We start from the raw sequence: 20,207 nt of genomic DNA on the forward strand, positions 1-20,207 counted from the left end.
TCCGTAAATTAGTTTAGATATGAATCCCCAAAATTAAAAGTGAGCCCAAAACGTAAAGTTTTATCTAAAGGGCTGGGAAATTGTGAAGTTGAGAACAAATAAGAAATATCGATGATTACAAAATTCTCATATTTAAAGCCTCCACCTACAGATACAAATTTACGATAGCCCTTCTCATTACTTTCGTTAAAGTAACCTGCCCTTAATTTAATTGCATCCCTAAAGCTATATTCGGTTCCCAATGCCCAGGTCACTTCTTTAAGCTCTTCACTCAATCCACCTGGAGCATCGGTAAAAGATTCAAAAATTCCTCCTATCGCAGTCGTGGTATTATAAACGTCATCATCTTCCTGATCTATAACCCCATCACCATTAAAATCCTGTGGTGTTGGCACTAAAAGTTTATTAAACTCTAGATACACCCCTAATCTGCTATCGGGATTCAGAATAAAATCAAAACCTCCACCAAGTCTTAAATTCGTGGGTATAAAATTTTCCTGCCCCGCATCATCATAACTCATTTTAGGACCAATATTACTTATATTGACTCCAAATCGCCAAACCCCATCAAAATTATTATAAACAATTTCATCACTTTGATAAAAGGCCGCCACATCTACCCCAAAACTTCCGGCAGCACCTAAATCCTGGCTATCACTTACTCCAAGATCAGACCTTAAATATCTACCTGCTACGGCCATAGAAAAAGTTTCACTTAACTTTAATGAATAGGAAACATCAAAAGTTAATTCATTTGGATTTACTAATAACGGTATTTGCTCGATATTCTGACGGATTTCAATAGTCCCCAGACTAAAATAACGTAGGCTCCCGGCAAATGCACTACGATCATCTATTTTATAATAATAGCTAAGATCTCCTAAAAAAATATCACTCACGATATCACTTAAATAAGGTGTATATGATATTCCTATACCATGTTCTGAAGTTGCAAAAGCAAATTTTGCAGGATTCCATTGCTGTGAAAAGACATCTGGAGAAGTAGCGACACCCTGATCTCCCATCCCTGCCGCCCTGGCATCTGCAGCTACAAGAAGAAAAGGAACGGCAGTAGTTATCACTCTATCCCTAATATCCTGAGCCTGTAACCAACCGGAAGTAAGAATGGAGCCTAATAATAAAATCGTTGAAATTTTTTTCATCTCTTAAACTAAATGATAAACAAATATATATTAATATTATTAGAAGCTAAGTAGCTGCGTTTTAAAATTCGCTTAAAGCACCTTATCATTCGTTGAGCAGAAGAAATTTCAGGATCACCTGAATACCAAAATTCACAAAAAACAGCAAAGATTTATTTCATTAAATGACATTAAAAAAATACTAATTTTGCAGCTAACGCCATTAATTTGTGCATATTTGCCTAACTTTTTAAAAAAGTAAAGGAGTATAGCTATAGCAGCCTCTTATATATTAATATGAAGGCGGTTAGAACAAAATAAACTTGTACTTTTACCGTTAATTATTATATTGCAGAGCCTAAATTCTACCTAAAGAGAACATGAGAATGAGAAAGAAAACTGCTTTTAGAGCAATTTTTACCATCGCCCTTGGCGTTGGTCTAGTAGGATGTAACAATTCCAAAAATTACAAAAACAGCTCAAGAGCTACCGGATGGAGTATTAATTCGAAAGACGGTGGGTTTCAATACGATACAGACTACAAAGAACAGGAACCAGCACCAGGACTGGTATTTATTGAAGGAGGTACATTTACTATGGGCCAGGTTCAGGATGATGTAATGCACGACTGGAACAACACCCCTACCCAACAACACATCCAGTCTTTTTATATGGATGAAACTGAAGTAACCAATCGTATGTATCTTGAATATTTAGACTGGCTAAAAAGGGTTTTCCCTCCATCAGAACAAAACTACAGAAACATTTACTACGGGGCTTTACCAGACACTTTAGTATGGAGAAACCGACTTGGCTATAACGAAACCATGGTAAACAACTATTTAAGACATCCTGCTTATGGAGAGTATCCTGTTGTTGGTGTTAGTTGGGTTCAGGCAGCGGAATTTAGTAAGTGGAGAACAGACCGTGTTAACGAAAAGCAACTGGTAGATGCCGGTTATATCTCTGAAGAGACATTATATAAAACTGATGCCGGAGCAACTTTTAGCACTGAAACTTACATCAATGCTCCAAGCCGGGTATACGGTGGGAATACCGAAATGACACAAAGTGGTAAAACATCTCAAAAATTAGCACAAAATAATACGACCACTCAAACTGACCCTCAAGGCAATACGGTGACAACCTCATCAGGCAAAAAACAATATGTACAACGTAAAGATGGAATCTTATATCCTGAATACCGTCTTCCTACCGAAGCGGAATGGGAATATGCCGCATTAGGCCTTGTAGGAATTCGCGATTATAATATCTATCGCGGCCGAAAAAAATATCCATGGGACGGAAGATACACCCGTAGCGGAGACCTTAGAAAACAAGGCGATCAACTTGCCAATTTCAAGCAGGGTGCCGGTGATTACGGCGGAATTGCAGGATGGAGTGACGATGGCGCAGATATTACAGCCCCGGTAATGAGCTACGAAGCGAATGATTTTGGATTGTATGATATGGCTGGCAATGTAGCAGAATGGGTTGCTGATGTGTACCGACCAATAGTGGACGATGAATTTAACGACTTTAACTACTACCGCGGAAATGTATATACTGAAAATGCAATTAACGAAGATGGTACCGTTCAGGTTGTTGGAGTAGATAACATTAAATATGACACCTTAAGTACGGGAAGAGTTGTTGCTAGAAATTTGCCAGGAGAGATTTTACAAAAACCTATCACAGAAGACGAAACTTACATGAGAACCAATTTCTCAAAAAGTGACAATAGGAACTTTAGAGATGGAGACAAAAGTTCAAGTAGATATTATCAGCCTTTTCAGGACACAGACAATTCTAAAAGAATGTACAACTCTCCAGATTTCGATCGTCTCGCGATAGGAGATACCACTCAGGCAAAACCTAAATACGACGATAAAGAAAGAACCACTTTAATTAGTGACGATGTTAGGGTGTATAAAGGAGGCTCTTGGAAAGATAGAGCTTATTGGCTAGATCCTGCTCAAAGAAGGTTCCTACCTCAGGATATGGCTACAGATTACATAGGATTTAGAAATGCCATGTCTAAAGTAGGAGCAAAATCAATGGACAATGTAAAAAGAGCTAGAAGCAACTAAGTAAGACTTTTAAGTTTTAAAGAAATATTCACAAAAAAGGCCCTAATTTTTAGGGCTTTTTTTATACCTTAAATTCATGAACATAGCTAAAATACATCGTAGGTTTCTTACCAGTTCAGGGGTAAGCACAGACACCAGGAACATCAAACCAAACAGCTTATTTTTTGCACTTAAGGGAGAAAATTTCAATGGAAATGAATTTGCCGAAGAAGCTTTAAATAAAGGTGCCGAAGTTGCCATCGTAGATGAAGAGGCCTATGCAAAAGACCAGGATAATTATATTTTCGTTGAAGACTGCCTTGATGCCTTACAACAACTGGCTACTTTCCACCGGCATTTTCTGGGTATTCCAGTACTCGCGATCACTGGAAGCAATGGCAAAACAACCACCAAGGAATTAATTAACGCTGTACTTACCAAGAAGTACAAAACGATTTCTACAACCGGAAATTTAAACAATCATATTGGTGTACCGCTCACTCTTTTAAGAATGGATGAAACGACGGAAGTTGGCGTAGTAGAGATGGGAGCTAACCACCAGGGAGAAATCGAATTTCTTACTGAAATTGCCCTACCGGATTACGGATATATTACAAATTTCGGAAAGGCTCATTTAGAAGGTTTTGGTGGCATAGAAGGAGTAATTAAAGGCAAAAGTGAGCTTTATACTCATCTTAAAAATCATAAAAAATTGCTTTTTCTTAATCTGGATGATGAAATACAACAAAGACAGGATAGCTATTCTCATGTTTTCACATTTGGAAGTTCGGAAAAAGCAGCCGTAAGCATAGATTATACTATTTCTCAAAATGGCCCTGAATATGCTTCCTTTACTTATAATAACGACGTCTTCGATACTCAATTAACAGGACAATATAACGCTTATAATGCTGCCGCAGCTCTAACCATAGGCTTATATTTTAAAGTGCCTTTTAAAGCTATTAAAGAGGCGATTAAAGAATACTCACCCAGCAATAATCGATCACAAATCCAGAAGACCAAAAATAACACGCTTTTACTGGATGCTTATAATGCCAATCCAACAAGCATGGGTTCTTCAATCATCAACTTTAGCAACCTTAATACTCCACTCTCTAAAACACTAATCATAGGAGACATGCTGGAACTAGGCCAATATAGTAAAGAAGAGCACCAAAGTATAGTAGAGCTTTGCAATAGTAAAGGATTTAAAAATGTTTATTTAGTAGGCAAACATTTTAAAGAAACCTCAACGCCCGAAGAATATCAGAAATTTGACAATACTACCGAGTTAAAAACTTTTTTAACCGCTAATCCCATCAACAATTCCTACATTCTTATAAAAGGCTCCAGAGGAATTGCATTAGAGAAAATCATAGAAAACCTATAGCACTCTGGTAATGATTAAAAATAAAAAAAGCTTCCTAATTAGGAAGCTTTTTCTTTTTGTGGGCGCGAAGGGATTCGAACCCCTGACCCCTTGGGTGTAAACCAAGTGCTCTGAACCAACTGAGCTACGCGCCCTAATGAATGTTTTAGCTAAAAAAAGCTCCCTTTTTGGAAGCTTTTGAATGGTTGTGGGCGCGAAGGGATTCGAACCCCTGACCCCTTGGGTGTAAACCAAGTGCTCTGAACCAACTGAGCTACGCGCCCCATTCATTATTGCGAGTGCAAATATAGACTAGTTTTTCTTCTACGCAAAGAAAAAAATTAAAAATTTTAAATAATTTCAGCTACCGTAAAATTACTACCTCCACAAAAGATCAAATCCTTTGTTCCTGCCGCTTTTATAGCAGCCGCATAAGCTTCTCCCACACTATTAAACACTTTTCCTAAAAGCCCAAATTCAATAGATTTTGCCATTAATTTTTCCGCTTCCAATCCTCGGGGAACATCTGGTTTGCAAAAATAATACGTAGCCCTTTTTGGAAAAATAGGCAATACCTCATCAAGGTCTTTATCATTCACGACTCCAAAAACAAAATGTAAATGCTCAAAAGTTTCGTCTTCTAGTTGATTAAAAACATATTTCAGTCCGTCACTATTATGAGCGGTATCACAAATCACCTTGGGAAACTCCTGGAGAATATCCCACCTTCCCCTAAGATTTGTATTTTTACGAACATTTTTTAATCCCTCCCGAAGATGCTCTTCAGAAATTTTCCAGCCTTGAGAAATAAGCTGTCTAATAACAGCTCGCACCCCTTTAATATTTTTTTCCTGATAACTTCCCAGTAAATCAGTACTTAGATGTCCAGGAGCTTTAAGTTCTTCAGCGAATACAATTGCAGCGTTTCTTTCTTCGGCGGTCTTTATAAAAACCTCTTGTGTTTCAGGATGCTTTTCAGAAATAATAACAGGAACGTTTTCTTTAATAATTCCAGCTTTCTCTCCCGCTATTTCAGGAAGTGTAGTACCCAAAAACTGCGTATGATCTTTACCTATGTTAGTAATTAAACTAACTTCAGGAATTATAATATTAGTAGAATCCAAACGACCTCCCATGCCTACTTCAACAACAGCGATATCAACTTTTTCCTTAGCAAAATACCAAAACGCCATTCCTACACTCATTTCAAAAAATGACAGGCTTTCTGCTTCAAAAAATATCTTGTTATTTTGAATAAAATCGATTACAGCTTCTTCGGAAATATATAAGCCATTAATTCGAATACGCTCTCTGTAATCTTTTAAATGTGGTGAAGTGTACAATCCAACTTTATAGCCGGCTTCCTGTAAAACCGAAGCTATCATATGACTACTAGAGCCTTTTCCATTAGTTCCCGCCACGTGAACACTTTTAAAACCCAACTCTGGGTGATCAAGGTGAGTCGCTAATTTTAAAGTATTGGAAAGATCTTTTTTAAATGCGGAACTCCCCACACGTTGATACATGGGTAACTGCTGAAACATCCATTCAACAGTTTGCTGATACGTCATTGATTATTCTGATAATTTGAAGTTATATACTATGGTTCCTACCTGCCGCGAAGGCGCATCAGAATCACTGTTAAACCGGGTAGCCAAAGCTGCTTTTCTGGCAGGCTCTGTTAAACAGGATGCATTATTTGTAGTACCTTTAACCCCTGGGGTTGCGGCAATAACCTGCCCCTGGCGGTTCACTTCTATACGCACCACAACGATCCCGGATTCATTACAATCCTGCACAAATTTTTCTTTATTTAAAGCACGGCGACCACCTAGACGATAATTACCATCACCATCAAGACCGGCTCCATTACCATAATAACTCTGAGCATTGGGATCACCATCTGGAGAACCTTTATCTCCGGCAGCATTATCATTACCTTCTCCTCCACTTTCTTCACCGCTACGCTCTGGTCCATTTAAAATACTACTCATCGCATCGGTAGTAGATTTATCTGGTTTTGGATCAGGTTTTTTTGCCGGCTCTTCCTTTTTAGGTTCGACCTTTTTAGGTTTCTCGGTTTCAACGGGTTTTTTCACTTCCTTTTTTTCCTCAACAACCGGAGCTTCTTCAATTTCCTGGGTAACCACTTTCTCTTCTACAACAGGTTCAGGCTCTGGTGGAGTAACTTCAGGACTTGTGTTTTTTGGAGCAGACTCTATAGGTTTGGTTGGTTGCTGATTTCCCGAACCTACTTCTGAAGTTCCAAAATTAACCGCTATACCATTTTCAGGTGGAGGGTCTAAATATGTAAAACCAAAAAAGAATAAAATAGCCAACAATAATACATGAAGCACTACTGTGATCGTAAATGATTTTTTTTCGTGATTGGTTTCTAAGAAAGCCATATTTATTCCGGTTTAACCGCTAAAACTATTTTATATCTGTTTCGATTAGCAATATCCATTACGTTCACCGCTTTTTCGATAGGTACTCCTTCTTCAGCTCGTAAAATAATGGTTGGGTTTTCTATACCCGCCAATTTACTTTTTAAAGTACTTTCTAATGCCGAGCTACTTATACGCTCATCATTAATATACACCTGCAGTTCTTTAGTAATGCTTACTGAAACATTCTGCTGGTTAGTGGTCTTCCCTTTAGCCTTTGGAAGTATTAAGTCCAAAGCTTCTGGAGTAATCACCGGAGAAGTTAACATGAAAAATATCAATAACAGAAATACAATATCTGTCATTGAACTCATACTAAACTCCGGGCTCACTTTATTTCTACCTCTTAAATTCATATTAAGCAGGCTCGTTTAATAAGTCTAAAAAGTCTACCGCTGTAGCTTCCATCTGGTGCACTACTTTATCTGTTTTTACCACAAGATGATTATACCCTATATAGGCTATAATTCCAACAATAAGCCCTGCGACCGTGGTTGTCATTGCAGTATAAATACCTTCTGCCAGTAACCCCATTTGTGCCTGCCCACTACTCGTAGCCAGTTCATGGAAAGCAATCACCATCCCAATTACTGTTCCCAGGAAACCAATCATAGGTGCCGCACCGGCAATAGTAGCCAGAATACTCACGTTTTTTTCTAGCTTATATACCTCTAAACGCCCTGCATTCTCGATAGCCGTATTAATATCTTCTAACGGGCTCCCAATCCTGGAAATTCCTTTCTCTGTTAATCGTGCTACGGGATTATCACTTTGGGCACATCTAATCTTTGCAGATTCGATATTCCCATTTAATACACTATCTTTAATTTGGTGCATAAAATTTTTATCTACCTGGCTTGCAGATTTTATCGCAAACAATCTTTCAAAATAGATATAAACCGCTGCAAACAATAACACAAACAAAACAAAAATAATGATCTGCCCGGCGATACCACCACTTAAAAGCAAATCGAAAATCGAAAGCGTTTTTTCTTCTGAAACCTCTGCAGCATCCTGCGCTGCCTGCGTCACGGCATCCTGCTGAATAAAATATAGCATATTAATTGATTAGGGTTTTTAATGTAACGTGATAAACGGATTAAAATTGTTGCCCAAATTTAGTAAAATAATTATCAGAATAACTCCTTATGTGTATTCATTAAGAAATTACTAACACATAAGGAGTTCTAAATATTATACCAATTGTTTCAAAGCAACCTCGAAGGCAGTTTTACTAATATTTGTCTTATCACTATTATTATTGAAGGTATTCTGAATGGCATTTTTAATAGTCATTGAGGTATCATTAAAAATAGCCTCATCGGTCATTTGCACCCTACGCTCCATAAAATACGCGAAAACACGCGCCATCCCACAATTTGATATAAAATCCGGAATAAGACTTACGCGCTCATCAATAAATTCCATAATCGGCCCAAAGAAAATTTCCTTATCGGCAAAAGGAACATTGGCACCACAAGAAATCACCTCTAATTTTTTATCAATAAGGTTTGAGATTTGTTCTCTGGTTACTAACCTGGAAGCCGCACATGGAGCAAATATTTCAGCATCAAGATTCCATATTTTTTGATTGATTTCTTCAAAAGGGATCAATTCATTTGCATTTAGCGTATTCCCTTCTTTATTCAGAAATAAATTTTTAATCTCTTCAAAAGAAAAACCATCTTCATTTATCAAACCTCCAGCCCGATCAATAATTCCTACAACTTTTGCTCCCATTTGGGAAAGATAATATGCAGCTGCAGAACCTACATTCCCAAAACCCTGGACAATAGCCTTCTTTCCTTTAATATCACCGCCATAAATTTGATAATATTGATTCACTGCTTCAGCCACACCAAATCCTGTTATCATATCTGCTACCGTATACTTCCTGGAGATATCTGGTGAATAATCCGTATTTTCAAGAACTTTAATTACCCCCTGTCGCAACTGCCCTATCCTGTTAATCTTATCAGCTTCAGTAGGTCGAAAATGACCATTAAAAACCCCTTCTTGCGGATGCCAAACTCCACAATCTTCAGTAATCGGAATTACTTCATGGATTTCGTCTACGTTTAGGTCTCCACCAGTACCGTAATAACTTTTCAGTAAAGGAGAGACCGCTTTATACCAGCGCTCTAAAACCCCTTTTTTTCTTGGGTCTTTAGGATCAAAATTAATTCCGGATTTCGCTCCGCCTATGGCAGGACCAGAAACCGTAAATTTCACTTCCATCGTTTTTGCTAAAGAAAGTACCTCATTTTTATCCAGGCCTTCTCGCATACGGGTACCGCCACCGGCTGCACCACCTCTAAGTGAGTTGATCACCGTCCAACCTTCAGCTTCCGTTTCAGGGTCATTCCAGTGAAAAACAATCTCTGGTTCTTTATTTTCGTAAACTTTTAATAATTCTTTCATCTAAATATTATGTGTGTGATTTGTTTCAAATATAAGTATTAAGTCATTTTAAAATCAAGAGGGTGTATATATCCTTCCTGACGCGTGATCTTTACTTGCCCCGGTAACCAGGCTTAACACATTCACCTTTCCTTCTAACTTAAGTACGCCCAACAATCCGAAGATCAGTGCCTCCTTAAAATCTATAATTCTGTTTTCAGGGATCACGAATTCACATTTAGAATATGCTTTAAACTTTTGGATTAAAAAATCATTAAAAGCACCACCGCCAGTAACCAGAACTTTTGCGTTTTCTCTGGGATTTAAAACTTTTGTTACTTGTTGGGCCACATGGATTACATACGTATGTAAAATATCCGGAATAAGGAGTTCTACAGAATTAAGTATCGGTAAAACTTCAGCTTTCACCCACTCGATACCTAAGGATTTTGGAGGCTTAAGACTATAAAACTGAAGGTTATTTAATTGATGGAGTAATTCTTTATTCAGCACACCTCCTGCGGCTATTCTTCCTTTATCATCATATTCTTTACCTAGCTGTCTCGTATAGTGATTGAGGACAGTATTCACTGCGCAGATATCGTAGGCCAGGATCTCATCATTTTGTTTTTCAGAAATATTTGCGAAACCTCCTAAATTTAAACAATAGCGATAATCGCTAAAAAGTATTTTATCACCAATAGGAACTAAAGGTGCTCCCTGTCCTCCAAGCGCTACATCCTGTACTCTAAAATCACAAACCACCCTTTGTTGAAGGTATTGAGAGATTTCAGGAAGGTTTCCTATTTGCAGTGTAAAGCCATTTTGTGGCTCATGCTTGATGGTATGCCCATGCGAACAGACCGCATCTAAGCGCTGAATATTATTTTCAGCCACAAATTCCAAAATCACTTCTGCCAGATATTTAGTATATTCTTTATTTAATTCCTGTAACTTATCATCTTCTAAATCGATAGCAGCATCTAATTTCTCGCGCCAGTTTTTGGAATAATCTACTGTCTGAGCTTCCAAAATTTCAAAATTATAGTTATTTTCAACTGCAAAATGAATGTAGGCTAAATCGATCCCGTCTAGGGAAGTGCCAGACATTACTCCAATCACAAAATAGTCTGATTTTTTCATATTCTCAAAATTAACTAATATTTATTGAATAATACATATTTAAAATTTATATTTGGTAACAAAAATTACTTTTTTCTAAATTTATACATAAATGAATTTCGAATTAACTGAAGAACATATCATGATTCGCGATGCTGCTCGCGATTTTGCAAAAACCGAATTATTACCCGGCGTTATTGAAAGGGATGAAAAACAAGAATTTCCCAAAGCCCAAGTTAAGAAAATGGGAGAACTTGGTTTTTTAGGAATGATGGCCTCACCAGAATATGGCGGCGGCGGGATGGATACCATCAGCTATATTTTAGCTATGGAAGAAATTTCAAAAATCGATGCCTCCGCATCGGTAATCATGTCGGTTAACAACTCCTTAGTTTGCTGGGGGCTGGATACCTATGGTAACACAGACCAAAAAGAAAAATATTTATCTAAACTAACTACCGGAGAAAAACTGGGTGCGTTTTGTCTTTCTGAGCCTGAAGCAGGAAGCGATGCTACTTCTCAACGAACTACCGCAATCGATAAAGGAGATTATTACTTATTGAATGGCACCAAAAACTGGATCACCAACGGTGGTACAGCAGATTATTACCTGGTAATTGCGCAAACCGACAGGGAGAAGAAACATCATGGTATCAATGCCTTTATCGTAGAAAAAGGATGGGAAGGTTTTGAAGTTGGCCCAAAAGAAAATAAACTGGGCATTAGAGGAAGCGACACCCATTCATTAAATTTTAATGATGTAAAAGTTCCCAAAGAAAACAGGATTGGTGAGGACGGTTTTGGATTTAAGTTTGCTATGAAAACCTTATCTGGAGGAAGAATTGGTATTGCTGCCCAGGCCTTGGGAATTGCATCCGGTGCTTTTGAACTTGCAAGGGATTATTCAAAGCAACGTAAAGCATTTGGTACAGAAATTAGCAACCACCAGGCCATTGCTTTTAAATTAGCCGATATGTATACGGCTATAGAAAGCTCCAGGCATTTGGTTATGAAGGCGGCCTGGGATAAAGATCAAAAACAAAATTATGATCTAAGCGGAGCTATGGCAAAATTAAGCGCCTCTCAAACTGCCATGGACGTTACGATCGAAGCTGTTCAAATTCATGGAGGGAATGGTTTTGTAAAAGAATACCATGTAGAGCGATTAATGCGTGATGCCAAAATCACTCAAATTTATGAAGGAACTTCAGAAATACAGAAAATCGTGATTTCCAGAAGTATATTAAAAAAATAAGTTCGCAAAATACCCAAAATCAACTCGCTAAATCCTGGCGAGTTTTTTTATATTAAAATCCGATATTTTTCATTGCGAAATTCGGAAATAACCGCCTCATTTATTAAATGATTAATAAAAATTAAGAGTTTATTTAGTTTTGATGAATTTAATAAGCTCTTTCTTATTATTACCTTCAAATTCTTTATTAATTTAGATATTTTTGTAGTAATAATATAAGGAAGATAGGTTATGAGACCAAAAGAGCAGGGGCTTTACTTGCCTGAATTTGAGAGAGATAATTGCGGCGCGGGATTTATTTGTAACTTAAAAGGTAAGCGCACAAACGACATCATCCATAAAGCTTTGGATATTTTAATACGATTAGAACATCGTGGAGCTGTAAGTGCTGATGGAAAAACCGGAGATGGTGCCGGAATTTTGATTGAAATTCCACACAATTTCTTTAAAAAAGTTTGTGATTTTGATTTACCTGAATTTGGAGAATATGCAGCTGGAATGGTTTTCCTTCCTCGATCTAAGAATCAATTAAATATCTGTAAAGAGATTTTTGAGGAAGAAATTATTAATCAGGGATTAAATATAATTGGCTGGAGACAAGTACCGGTCGATAAATCATGTTTAGGAAGTATTGCTTCTTTAAGCGAACCTAATGTTGAGCAAATTTTTATTGGTAAAGACGAAGATACCAGTGACGAAGTTTTTAGAGCAAAACTTTTTGCTGCTCGCAAAATTGCAGAACATAAAATCTATAGTTCTAATTTAGGAGAAGCAGAGTATTTTTACCTTCCTAGCTTATCTACAAAGACTATTATTTATAAAGGATTATTGATGCCACAGGACATCAATATTTACTATACAGATTTAAATGATCCAGATCTTGTAACTAAACTGGCCTTAGTACACCAACGTTTCTCTACCAATACTTTTCCTACCTGGGATTTAGCACAACCATTTAGATATATGTGCCATAATGGAGAGATCAACACTTTAAGAGGTAACCTTAGCCGAATGAAAGCGAGGGAAGAACTTTTTGAAAGTGAGATTTTTGGAGAAGACATCAAAAAAATCGTACCGGTTACCTTAGAAGGAAAATCAGATTCTGCTTCTATGGATATGGTTTTGGAAATGCTGTTACAAACCGGCCGTTCTTTACCTGAAGCTATTATGATGATGGTGCCTGAAGCCTGGGAGAAAAACCCTTCGATGGGCGATAGCAAAAAAGCCTTTTATGAATATAATGCCTGTATCATGGAGCCATGGGACGGTCCTGCTTCTATTCCTTTTACAGACGGGCAGTACATTGGTGCTTTGCTAGACCGTAATGGTCTAAGACCGTCGCGCTATACCGTTACAAAAGATGGTTATGTAATCATGTCTTCTGAAACCGGGGTTGTAGATGTAAAACCTGAAAATGTAGAATTACATGGGCGTCTGGAACCAGGAAAGATGTTCCTGGTAGATATGGTTGAAGGCCGAATTGTAGGCGACGAAGAAGTTAAGGAACAGATTGTATCTAAACGCCCTTACAGAAAATGGCTGAATAAAAATTTACTTCCGTTAGCTGATGTTCCTTATACTGGGAATAAAACTCCCGTAGAACCCGTAGATTTTAAAACGAGACAAAAAGTTTTTGGGTATACGATAGAAGATATCAAAACCATTATCAGTCCTATGGCTACAGGCGGAAAGGAAGCTATAGGATCTATGGGAACAGATACGCCATTAGCAGTTCTTTCAGATAAACCACAATTACTCTTTAATTACTTTAAACAGCTTTTCGCGCAGGTAACCAATCCTCCATTAGATGGAATTAGGGAAGAGATTGTAACTGATATTAGTTTATCTATTGGGGAAGACAAAAATATATTTGACATTACCCCAGAGCATGCGCAGAAGCTTAGAATCCAGAATCCGGTAATTTCTAATGAAGATCTTGATAAAATAAAATATATAGACCATCCCGATTTTCGTGCAAAATCAATCTCTATATTATACGAAATTGAAAAAGGATTAAATGGTCTTGAAGAGAGACTTGAACAAATTGTTCTGGAAATTAAAAAAGCGGTTGATGAAAATAGAAATATTATTATTCTGTCCGATAGAAATGTGAGCGATAAGCTTGCTCCTATTCCTTCGCTCTTAGCTTGCTCTTTTGTTCATCATGAACTTAAAAAACATAAAAGAAGATCCTCTTTTGGTATTGTTATCGAATCTGCAGAACCAAGGGAACCTCATCATTTCGCCTTATTATTCGGTTATGGTGCTAGTGCCATAAACCCTTACATGGTAAACGAAATCATTTACCAACTTTCTAAAGAAGGTGAAATTGAGGAACAAGAACCAGATGTAGCGATTAAAAACTTCAATAAAGCCATAGGAAAAGGAATTGTAAAAATCATGAATAAGATTGGCATTTCTACTTTACATTCTTATCGTGGTTCACAGATATTTGAAATTCTTGGTTTAAATAAAAAATTCACCAATAAATATTTCACGAATACACCTTCCAGAATTGAAGGAATCGGACTTTATGAAATTGAAAAAGAAATCCAGAAACGATATAAGCGCGCTTTTACACCGCCAGAGACCGAAACAGGTTTAGATCTTGAGATTGGTGGTGACTATCGTTGGAGAAGAAATGGGGAACGCCATATGCTCAATCCTGCTTCAGTAGCAAAGCTACAGCAAGCAGTGAAACAAAATAGTTATAAAACCTATAAGGAATACTCAAATTTCATCAACGATCAAACCAAAAACCTGATGACGATTCGAGGAATGTTTAAGTTTAAACAGCTTAATCCTATTTCTATCGATGAAGTTGAACCATGGACAGAGATCGTAAAAAGATTTAAAACTGGCGCAATGTCTTTTGGTTCGATAAGTAAAGAAGCTCATGAGAACCTTGCCATCGCGATGAACCGCTTACAGGGAAAAAGTAATAGTGGGGAAGGTGGTGAAGATGCAAATCGTTTTACCAGAGATGCTAATGGAAATTGGAGAAACAGTGCTATTAAACAGGTTGCCTCAGGTCGTTTTGGCGTATCTATAAATTACCTTTCTAACGCAAAAGAGATTCAGATTAAAATGGCGCAGGGGGCTAAGCCTGGTGAAGGTGGACAGTTACCCGGCCCAAAAGTAAATCCAGCTATAGCAAAAACAAGAAATTCTACCGCTTATGTAGGATTGATTTCTCCTCCACCACATCACGATATTTATTCTATCGAAGATTTAGCTCAGCTAATTTTTGATTTAAAAAATGCAAATAGAGAAGCAAGAATCAACGTAAAACTTGTTTCAAAAGTTGGCGTAGGAACCATTGCTGCCGGTGTTGCAAAAGCAAAAGCTGATGTAGTGCTGGTCTCTGGTTATGATGGAGGTACAGGTGCCGCTGCTTTAACTTCGTTAAGACATGCCGGCTTACCTTGGGAACTTGGTATTGCCGAAGTACAACAAACCTTGTTACTTAACAATTTAAGGAGCAGAATTACAGTGGAATGTGACGGACAATTAAAAACAGGCCGTGATGTTGCTATTGCCTGTCTATTAGGTGCCGAAGAGTTTGGCTTCTCCACAGCTCCGTTAGTAGCTTCCGGCTGTATCATGATGCGCGCCTGTCACTTAAATACCTGCCCGGTTGGAATTGCCACTCAGGATCCAGAATTAAGAAAAAACTTTAAAGGTACCCCGGAAAATGTAATTAATTTCATGTATTTCGTAGCACAGGAACTTCGTGAAATCATGGCCAGTCTTGGATTTAGAACACTTAACGAAATGGTGGGACAAAGCCAAAAATTAGATATGGATCATGCGATAGAGCATTATAAAGCTCAGGGAATAGACCTATCTAATATTCTTTACAAGCCAAATATTGATAAAGATCTTCCGCTTTATAAAACACAGGATCAAAACCACGGTTTAGACAATGTCCTTGATTTTGATATTCTTAGGAAAGCGCATCCTGCTATCTATCGTAAAGAAAAAATGAGTCTGGATTTCAATATTTCTAATATAAATAGAACTACCGGCGCTATTTTAAGTAATGAGATTTCTAAAATTCATGGTGAAGCCGGTCTTCCGGAACATACTTTAGAACTTAATTTCAAAGGTTCTGCCGGACAAAGTTTTGGGGCTTTCGCTACTCGCGGACTTACCCTGAATGTTACCGGAAATACAAATGACTACTTCGGAAAAGGGCTAAGTGGTGCTACGCTCACTGTAAAAAAACCGGAAGAAGCTACTTTTAAATCTCATGAAAATGTCATCATAGGAAATGTTGCTCTATACGGCGCTATTAATGGTGAAGCCTACATCAATGGAATTGGAGGTGAGCGTTTTTGCGTAAGAAACTCTGGTGCTAAAGCAGTAATTGAAGGTATAGGAGATCATGGATGTGAATACATGACCGGTGGTAGAGCAGTCATATTAGGTAAAATAGGACGTAATTTTGCAGCCGGTATGAGTGGCGGAATTGCATATATCTACAACCCAGATAACAATTTAGATAACAACAATTTTAATATGGAGATGATCGAATTAGAGCATGTATCTAATGACGATGCTTCAGAATTAAAAGAATTAATACAAAATCACTACTATAACACCGATAGTGAAGTTGCAGGCCACATTTTAGAAAATTGGGAGGAAAACCTTTCCAAATTCATCAGGGTAATGCCTATTGAATACAAAAAAGCATTACAACGAATGGAAGAAGAAAAAAAGAAAGAAGAAAACCTGGAACTTAAAACGGCGTAATAATGGGAAAACTTAGAGGATTTTTAGAATACGAAAGAAAAGAAGAAACTACAGAAGCCGTAGAGCTAAGAGTAAAAAATTATAAAGAATTTACAAAAGAATTAGATACTGAAGAACTGAATCATCAGGGAGCTCGATGTATGGATTGCGGAATCCCATTCTGCCACAGTGGATGCCCACTTGGTAACTTAATTCCTGATTTTAACCATGCCGTTTACCAAAACGATTGGAAAAAGGCTTTACAGATTTTACATTCAACAAACAATTTTCCTGAATTTACAGGTCGCTTATGCCCTGCTCCATGCGAATCTGCATGCGTACTTGGAATCATAGAACCTCCGGTTTCTATAGAACTTATTGAGAAATATATCGTAGAACGAGGCTTTAAAGAAGGTTGGATTGTACCTAATCCACCAAAAAACCGAACTGGTAAAAAAGTGGCCGTTGTAGGTTCAGGTCCGGCGGGAATGGCTGCAGCACAACAATTAAATCGTGCTGGCCACGAGGTGACTTTGTTCGAAAGAGATGCGAAATTAGGCGGACTGCTTCGTTATGGTATCCCCGACTTTAAACTGGATAAATCTGTAATCGACCGCCGACTTAAGATCATGGAAGATGAAGGCATCACATTTAAGCCTAATACCCATGTAGGTGATAATTATGATGTAGAAGAATTAAAAGCATTTGATGCGGTAGTACTTACCGGAGGCGCTACACAACGCAGAGGATTACCTATTCCGGGAGCCGATGCTAAAGGGGTGGTTCAGGCTATGGAATTCCTTAAAAATAACAACCAGGTTGTAGATAACCTAAAAGAATTGTCTCCCGAGTTATCTGCCGAAGGAAAAAATGTAATTGTTATTGGGGGTGGTGATACAGGATCTGACTGTGTGGGTACTTCGAATCGTCATGGTGCAAAATCGGTAACGAATTTTGAGATAATGCCAATGCCATCAAACAGTAGAACCAACCAAAATCCTTGGCCTTATTGGCCATTTACACTAAAAACCAGTAGTTCTCATGAGGAGGGTGTAAATAGGAATTGGAGTATTAGCACCAAGGAATTCATTAAAGATAAAGATGGCAACTTAAAAGGCCTTAAAACTGTCGAAATTGAATGGGTTAAAGGTAAAAAAGGTGAACGTCCACAACTTAAAGAAGTGGAAGGAAGTGAAAAAGAATGGCCTTGTGAACTCGCTTTGCTTGCCTTAGGTTTTACAGGACCCGAAGCTAGTTTAAGTCAGCAATTAGGATTGGACTTAGACAATAGAACCAACATAAAAGCTGATAATGACTATCAAACTAACATCCCTCATATTTTTGCTGCCGGGGATATGCGTCGTGGTCAATCTTTGATTGTTTGGGCAATCTCAGAAGGGCGTGAAGCAGCTTATCATGCTGATAAATACCTAATGGGAGAAAGCAAACTCCCAACCAAAGGTAATGGTGATTTACCCGCTGCTTAAAATTTAAAAAATAATAATTCACAAATAAGCCACTCTTTTTTATATAGAGTGGCTTTATTTTATGGATTACAACTCTTATTTTACTAGCGTGGCTTCTAACTCAATTTTTAAGGTTTCAAAAAGACTTTTCACTTCAAATACCGTACTTGCTTGTTGAATGTGATGTTTATTGACCCATTGCTCGAAAAGATCAAAACATTCAAAAAACTCTTCAGAGGCGGTGGTATATATGTTTAAACGCACGATATTTCTACATTCATATCCTGCTTCTGCTATAATTTTCTCCAGATTTTGAATCGATTGCAAGAGTTGAGATTTCATATTGCCCGTACTCGAATTGCCATTTTCATCAATGGCTGTTTGCCCAGCTATGTAAAGCGTGGCTTCAGCCTTTTTTACTTCTACAGCTTGTACATAACTTCTTTTCTTCTGCCATTCCCAGGGATTGATTACTCGTTTTTCCATTGCATTTCATTTTTATGCTACTTTATAAGTTGCGATGATTATTAAAAATTCTTTGGCAAAGATGTAAAGTACCCGTTTCCTAAGTTGTGACATACCTCACAATTATTAGGAGGTACTAGAAGGAAAACCGACTAAGAGTTTCGCGGGAAACGCCCAAATAAGAAGCTAGAATCGTTTTGGGCACTCGCTGAAGCAATAATGGCTGCTGTTGAAGTAATTGTTCATAGCGCTCCTGTGCATTAGCGGTAAGAAAGGATAGAATACGATTTTGGGCAGCACAATGTCCGGCGTTTGACTTCTCTAAAAAGAAATAGCTCATTTTAGGCATTTCAGTCACCAGCTTTTGATAATTTTTAAAACTTAAGGAAAATACGATGCTGTCCTCTATACATTGCAACGACATTTTAGAGGAAGTTTGCGAAAAATATGCTGAAAAATCACTTTCCCACCACTCTTCCATGGCAAACGAAACCAGGTGTGGCTTTCCGTTTTTATCGGTATAGACTAATTTCAAAAGTCCCTTGATGATAAAATAGCAATCATTCACCCGGGATCCTGCTTGAATAATTGACTCCTTTTTCTTAAACTTTTCGGTCCTAAAATGGGATAGCACATACGTAATTTCATCTTCGCTAAGCGTAATGGATTTTTCTATATGGCTTACTAACATTTGCTCCATCAATAATTTTTCTTATACAGTACAATCCAAGCAATACAAGCCTTTCTTATAACTCTTAGAAGCTATTTTGTTTCTATAATGTGAAACCTATCTATCACTACCGTTCTTGTATTAAACCTAACTAAAAAGAGCTACTAAATTTTCAGATTGACACAGTGCTGATGCCTAAATCCTATTTTCTATACCTACCAAATGATAACATTTTTAGATATTGTTGATTAAGAAAGAAGATCGAACAGCCTATAGCATCACTATAAGTTATTATTATAGGATTCTATTTCGTTTAATACGATATCTATTTTATCTTTTAATGCTGCTTTCCCATCTATTGTTAAGGTTTTACAGTTCAATAATTTCATCCAGTTTTTATGGGTTTTCAAGGACCGCCCGTCACAATGTGGATTCTCATATTGGTTGGCCCATTCTAAAAATGCTTTAGAAGTTTCCCGTATAGCTTTGTCTGCGATCAGTCTTGCTCCGTAACGTTCTTCTTCTCTCCTTTTTAATCGATCCATCCTCAATTGATTTTCTAATCTAATGAAAATTGCCAAATCAAAAGAGGTTTCCCATTCTTTTCCCCAACTTACCAAGGAGCCACTTATCACCACATTTTCAAACCTATTAAAATCTGCTTTCAGATGTTTATTTCGCTCTTGTAATTCTACCTTTTCCTGAAAAGGTGGATTGGTTTTTTTCCAATAGTAATAATCAGCATCTAAATGTTTAAATTGAGTTTGCTTTTCAATCTCAATTCCCAAGGTTGTTGTTCCAGAACCGGAAGCTCCGAATATCAAAATCTTCATTCTAAATAAGGCTATTTCTAATTTGGCTAATGATGAAATACAATCAATGCTATAACAATAGTTTATTGTCCGGTTTCAAAAATAACAAAAGGAAAATTTAAAAGAGTCTTCTAAAACTAACATGAACGATGACCTGTGAATTCTTTTATAAGGTTTTATGTACTTTGTTTATATCTCGCTTTTGGTAAATATCCCGCCATATAAAATGTTCTTATGAGTTGAAAAGCTACTATTC

General features: G+C 37.4%; 15 protein-coding genes and 2 tRNA genes. 5 read left to right on the plus strand and 12 right to left on the minus strand.

Going from position 1 to position 20,207, the window contains the following annotated elements; all coding sequences use genetic code 11:
• Positions 1 to 8: 8 nt before the first annotated feature.
• Complete coding sequence (gene porV, locus AC13DP_RS06670; protein ID WP_347407014.1) at positions 9 to 1,163, minus strand: type IX secretion system outer membrane channel protein PorV; 1,155 nt, start codon at positions 1,161 to 1,163, stop codon at positions 9 to 11.
• A gap of 359 nt (positions 1,164 to 1,522) precedes the next feature.
• Between porV and gldJ the strand changes: the two genes are divergently transcribed.
• Both gldJ and AC13DP_RS06680 read left to right on the plus strand, forming a co-directional pair.
• A complete protein-coding gene (gene gldJ, locus AC13DP_RS06675) occupies positions 1,523 to 3,232 on the plus strand; it encodes a gliding motility lipoprotein GldJ (protein ID WP_013073317.1) in 1,710 nt (569 codons plus the stop codon).
• Between the two features lie 76 nt (positions 3,233 to 3,308).
• The gene (locus AC13DP_RS06680; protein WP_483067456.1) at positions 3,309 to 4,601 is read left to right on the plus strand and encodes a UDP-N-acetylmuramoyl-tripeptide--D-alanyl-D-alanine ligase; all 1,293 of its coding nucleotides are present in this window, start codon (positions 3,309 to 3,311) and stop codon (positions 4,599 to 4,601) included.
• Between the two features lie 59 nt (positions 4,602 to 4,660).
• Here AC13DP_RS06680 and AC13DP_RS06685 read toward each other — a convergent pair.
• The 8 genes from AC13DP_RS06685 to AC13DP_RS06720 form a co-directional block, all read right to left on the minus strand.
• Positions 4,661 to 4,735, minus strand: a tRNA-Val gene (locus AC13DP_RS06685).
• Positions 4,736 to 4,789: 54 nt separating this feature from the next.
• Positions 4,790 to 4,864, minus strand: a tRNA-Val gene (locus AC13DP_RS06690).
• Positions 4,865 to 4,930: 66 nt separating this feature from the next.
• Positions 4,931 to 6,151 (minus strand): bifunctional folylpolyglutamate synthase/dihydrofolate synthase, encoded by a 1,221-nt coding sequence (locus tag AC13DP_RS06695; RefSeq protein ID WP_483067457.1) that lies wholly within the window; start codon positions 6,149 to 6,151, stop codon positions 4,931 to 4,933.
• 3 nt (positions 6,152 to 6,154) lie between these two features.
• Positions 6,155 to 6,988 carry an energy transducer TonB gene (locus tag AC13DP_RS06700; RefSeq protein WP_483067458.1) on the minus strand — a complete coding sequence of 278 codons (834 nt, stop codon included), beginning with the start codon at positions 6,986 to 6,988 and terminating at the stop codon, positions 6,155 to 6,157.
• 2 nt (positions 6,989 to 6,990) lie between these two features.
• A complete protein-coding gene (locus tag AC13DP_RS06705) occupies positions 6,991 to 7,383 on the minus strand; it encodes an ExbD/TolR family protein (RefSeq protein WP_013073321.1) in 393 nt (130 codons plus the stop codon).
• A 1-nt stretch (position 7,384) separates the two neighbouring features.
• On the minus strand, positions 7,385 to 8,086 hold the full coding sequence (locus tag AC13DP_RS06710) for a MotA/TolQ/ExbB proton channel family protein (RefSeq protein ID WP_013073322.1): 702 nt from the start codon (positions 8,084 to 8,086) through the stop codon (positions 7,385 to 7,387).
• 135 nt (positions 8,087 to 8,221) lie between these two features.
• Positions 8,222 to 9,448, minus strand: coding sequence for a Glu/Leu/Phe/Val dehydrogenase dimerization domain-containing protein (locus tag AC13DP_RS06715; RefSeq protein ID WP_013073323.1), 1,227 nt, complete (start codon positions 9,446 to 9,448; stop codon positions 8,222 to 8,224).
• A 54-nt stretch (positions 9,449 to 9,502) separates the two neighbouring features.
• Positions 9,503 to 10,570: an anhydro-N-acetylmuramic acid kinase gene (locus AC13DP_RS06720; protein WP_347407017.1), complete on the minus strand. Its 1,068-nt coding sequence runs from the start codon at positions 10,568 to 10,570 to the stop codon at positions 9,503 to 9,505.
• Positions 10,571 to 10,661: 91 nt separating this feature from the next.
• On the opposite strand from AC13DP_RS06720, the gene AC13DP_RS06725 reads away from it, so the two are divergent.
• The 3 genes from AC13DP_RS06725 (at position 10,662) to AC13DP_RS06735 (ending at position 18,025) form a co-directional block, all read left to right on the plus strand.
• A complete protein-coding gene (locus AC13DP_RS06725) occupies positions 10,662 to 11,804 on the plus strand; it encodes an acyl-CoA dehydrogenase (RefSeq protein ID WP_228249515.1) in 1,143 nt (380 codons plus the stop codon).
• A 231-nt stretch (positions 11,805 to 12,035) separates the two neighbouring features.
• Positions 12,036 to 16,559 (plus strand): glutamate synthase large subunit, encoded by a 4,524-nt coding sequence (gene gltB, locus AC13DP_RS06730; protein WP_347407018.1) that lies wholly within the window; start codon positions 12,036 to 12,038, stop codon positions 16,557 to 16,559.
• Between the two features lie 2 nt (positions 16,560 to 16,561).
• A complete protein-coding gene (locus AC13DP_RS06735) occupies positions 16,562 to 18,025 on the plus strand; it encodes a glutamate synthase subunit beta (protein WP_013073327.1) in 1,464 nt (487 codons plus the stop codon).
• A gap of 75 nt (positions 18,026 to 18,100) precedes the next feature.
• Here the strand turns inward: AC13DP_RS06735 and AC13DP_RS06740 are convergent, their stop codons facing one another.
• The 3 genes from AC13DP_RS06740 to AC13DP_RS06750 all read right to left on the minus strand — a co-directional run bounded on the left by AC13DP_RS06740 (position 18,101) and on the right by AC13DP_RS06750 (position 19,972).
• Positions 18,101 to 18,490 (minus strand): RidA family protein, encoded by a 390-nt coding sequence (locus tag AC13DP_RS06740; RefSeq protein ID WP_347407019.1) that lies wholly within the window; start codon positions 18,488 to 18,490, stop codon positions 18,101 to 18,103.
• Positions 18,491 to 18,605: 115 nt separating this feature from the next.
• Positions 18,606 to 19,169, minus strand: coding sequence for a Crp/Fnr family transcriptional regulator (locus AC13DP_RS06745; protein ID WP_347407020.1), 564 nt, complete (start codon positions 19,167 to 19,169; stop codon positions 18,606 to 18,608).
• 251 nt (positions 19,170 to 19,420) lie between these two features.
• Positions 19,421 to 19,972: an AAA family ATPase gene (locus tag AC13DP_RS06750; protein WP_272958089.1), complete on the minus strand. Its 552-nt coding sequence runs from the start codon at positions 19,970 to 19,972 to the stop codon at positions 19,421 to 19,423.
• Positions 19,973 to 20,207 lie beyond the last annotated feature (235 nt).

The sequence above is a fragment of the Zunongwangia sp. L-65 genome (assembly GCF_056859415.1).

Coding starts and splice junctions, on each gene's coding strand:
- AC13DP_RS06725 (WP_228249515.1), top strand. CDS start 10,662: ATGAATTTCGAATTAACTGAAGAACATATCATGATTCGCGATGCTGCT.
- gltB (WP_347407018.1), top strand. CDS start 12,036: ATGAGACCAAAAGAGCAGGGGCTTTACTTGCCTGAATTTGAGAGAGAT.
- AC13DP_RS06700 (WP_483067458.1), bottom strand. CDS start 6,988: ATGGCTTTCTTAGAAACCAATCACGAAAAAAAATCATTTACGATCACA.
- gldJ (WP_013073317.1), top strand. CDS start 1,523: ATGAGAATGAGAAAGAAAACTGCTTTTAGAGCAATTTTTACCATCGCC.
- AC13DP_RS06695 (WP_483067457.1), bottom strand. CDS start 6,151: ATGACGTATCAGCAAACTGTTGAATGGATGTTTCAGCAGTTACCCATG.
- AC13DP_RS06745 (WP_347407020.1), bottom strand. CDS start 19,169: ATGGAGCAAATGTTAGTAAGCCATATAGAAAAATCCATTACGCTTAGC.
- AC13DP_RS06715 (WP_013073323.1), bottom strand. CDS start 9,448: ATGAAAGAATTATTAAAAGTTTACGAAAATAAAGAACCAGAGATTGTT.
- AC13DP_RS06750 (WP_272958089.1), bottom strand. CDS start 19,972: ATGAAGATTTTGATATTCGGAGCTTCCGGTTCTGGAACAACAACCTTG.
- AC13DP_RS06735 (WP_013073327.1), top strand. CDS start 16,562: ATGGGAAAACTTAGAGGATTTTTAGAATACGAAAGAAAAGAAGAAACT.
- AC13DP_RS06680 (WP_483067456.1), top strand. CDS start 3,309: ATGAACATAGCTAAAATACATCGTAGGTTTCTTACCAGTTCAGGGGTA.
- porV (WP_347407014.1), bottom strand. CDS start 1,163: ATGAAAAAAATTTCAACGATTTTATTATTAGGCTCCATTCTTACTTCC.
- AC13DP_RS06710 (WP_013073322.1), bottom strand. CDS start 8,086: ATGCTATATTTTATTCAGCAGGATGCCGTGACGCAGGCAGCGCAGGAT.
- AC13DP_RS06720 (WP_347407017.1), bottom strand. CDS start 10,570: ATGAAAAAATCAGACTATTTTGTGATTGGAGTAATGTCTGGCACTTCC.
- AC13DP_RS06705 (WP_013073321.1), bottom strand. CDS start 7,383: ATGAATTTAAGAGGTAGAAATAAAGTGAGCCCGGAGTTTAGTATGAGT.
- AC13DP_RS06740 (WP_347407019.1), bottom strand. CDS start 18,490: ATGGAAAAACGAGTAATCAATCCCTGGGAATGGCAGAAGAAAAGAAGT.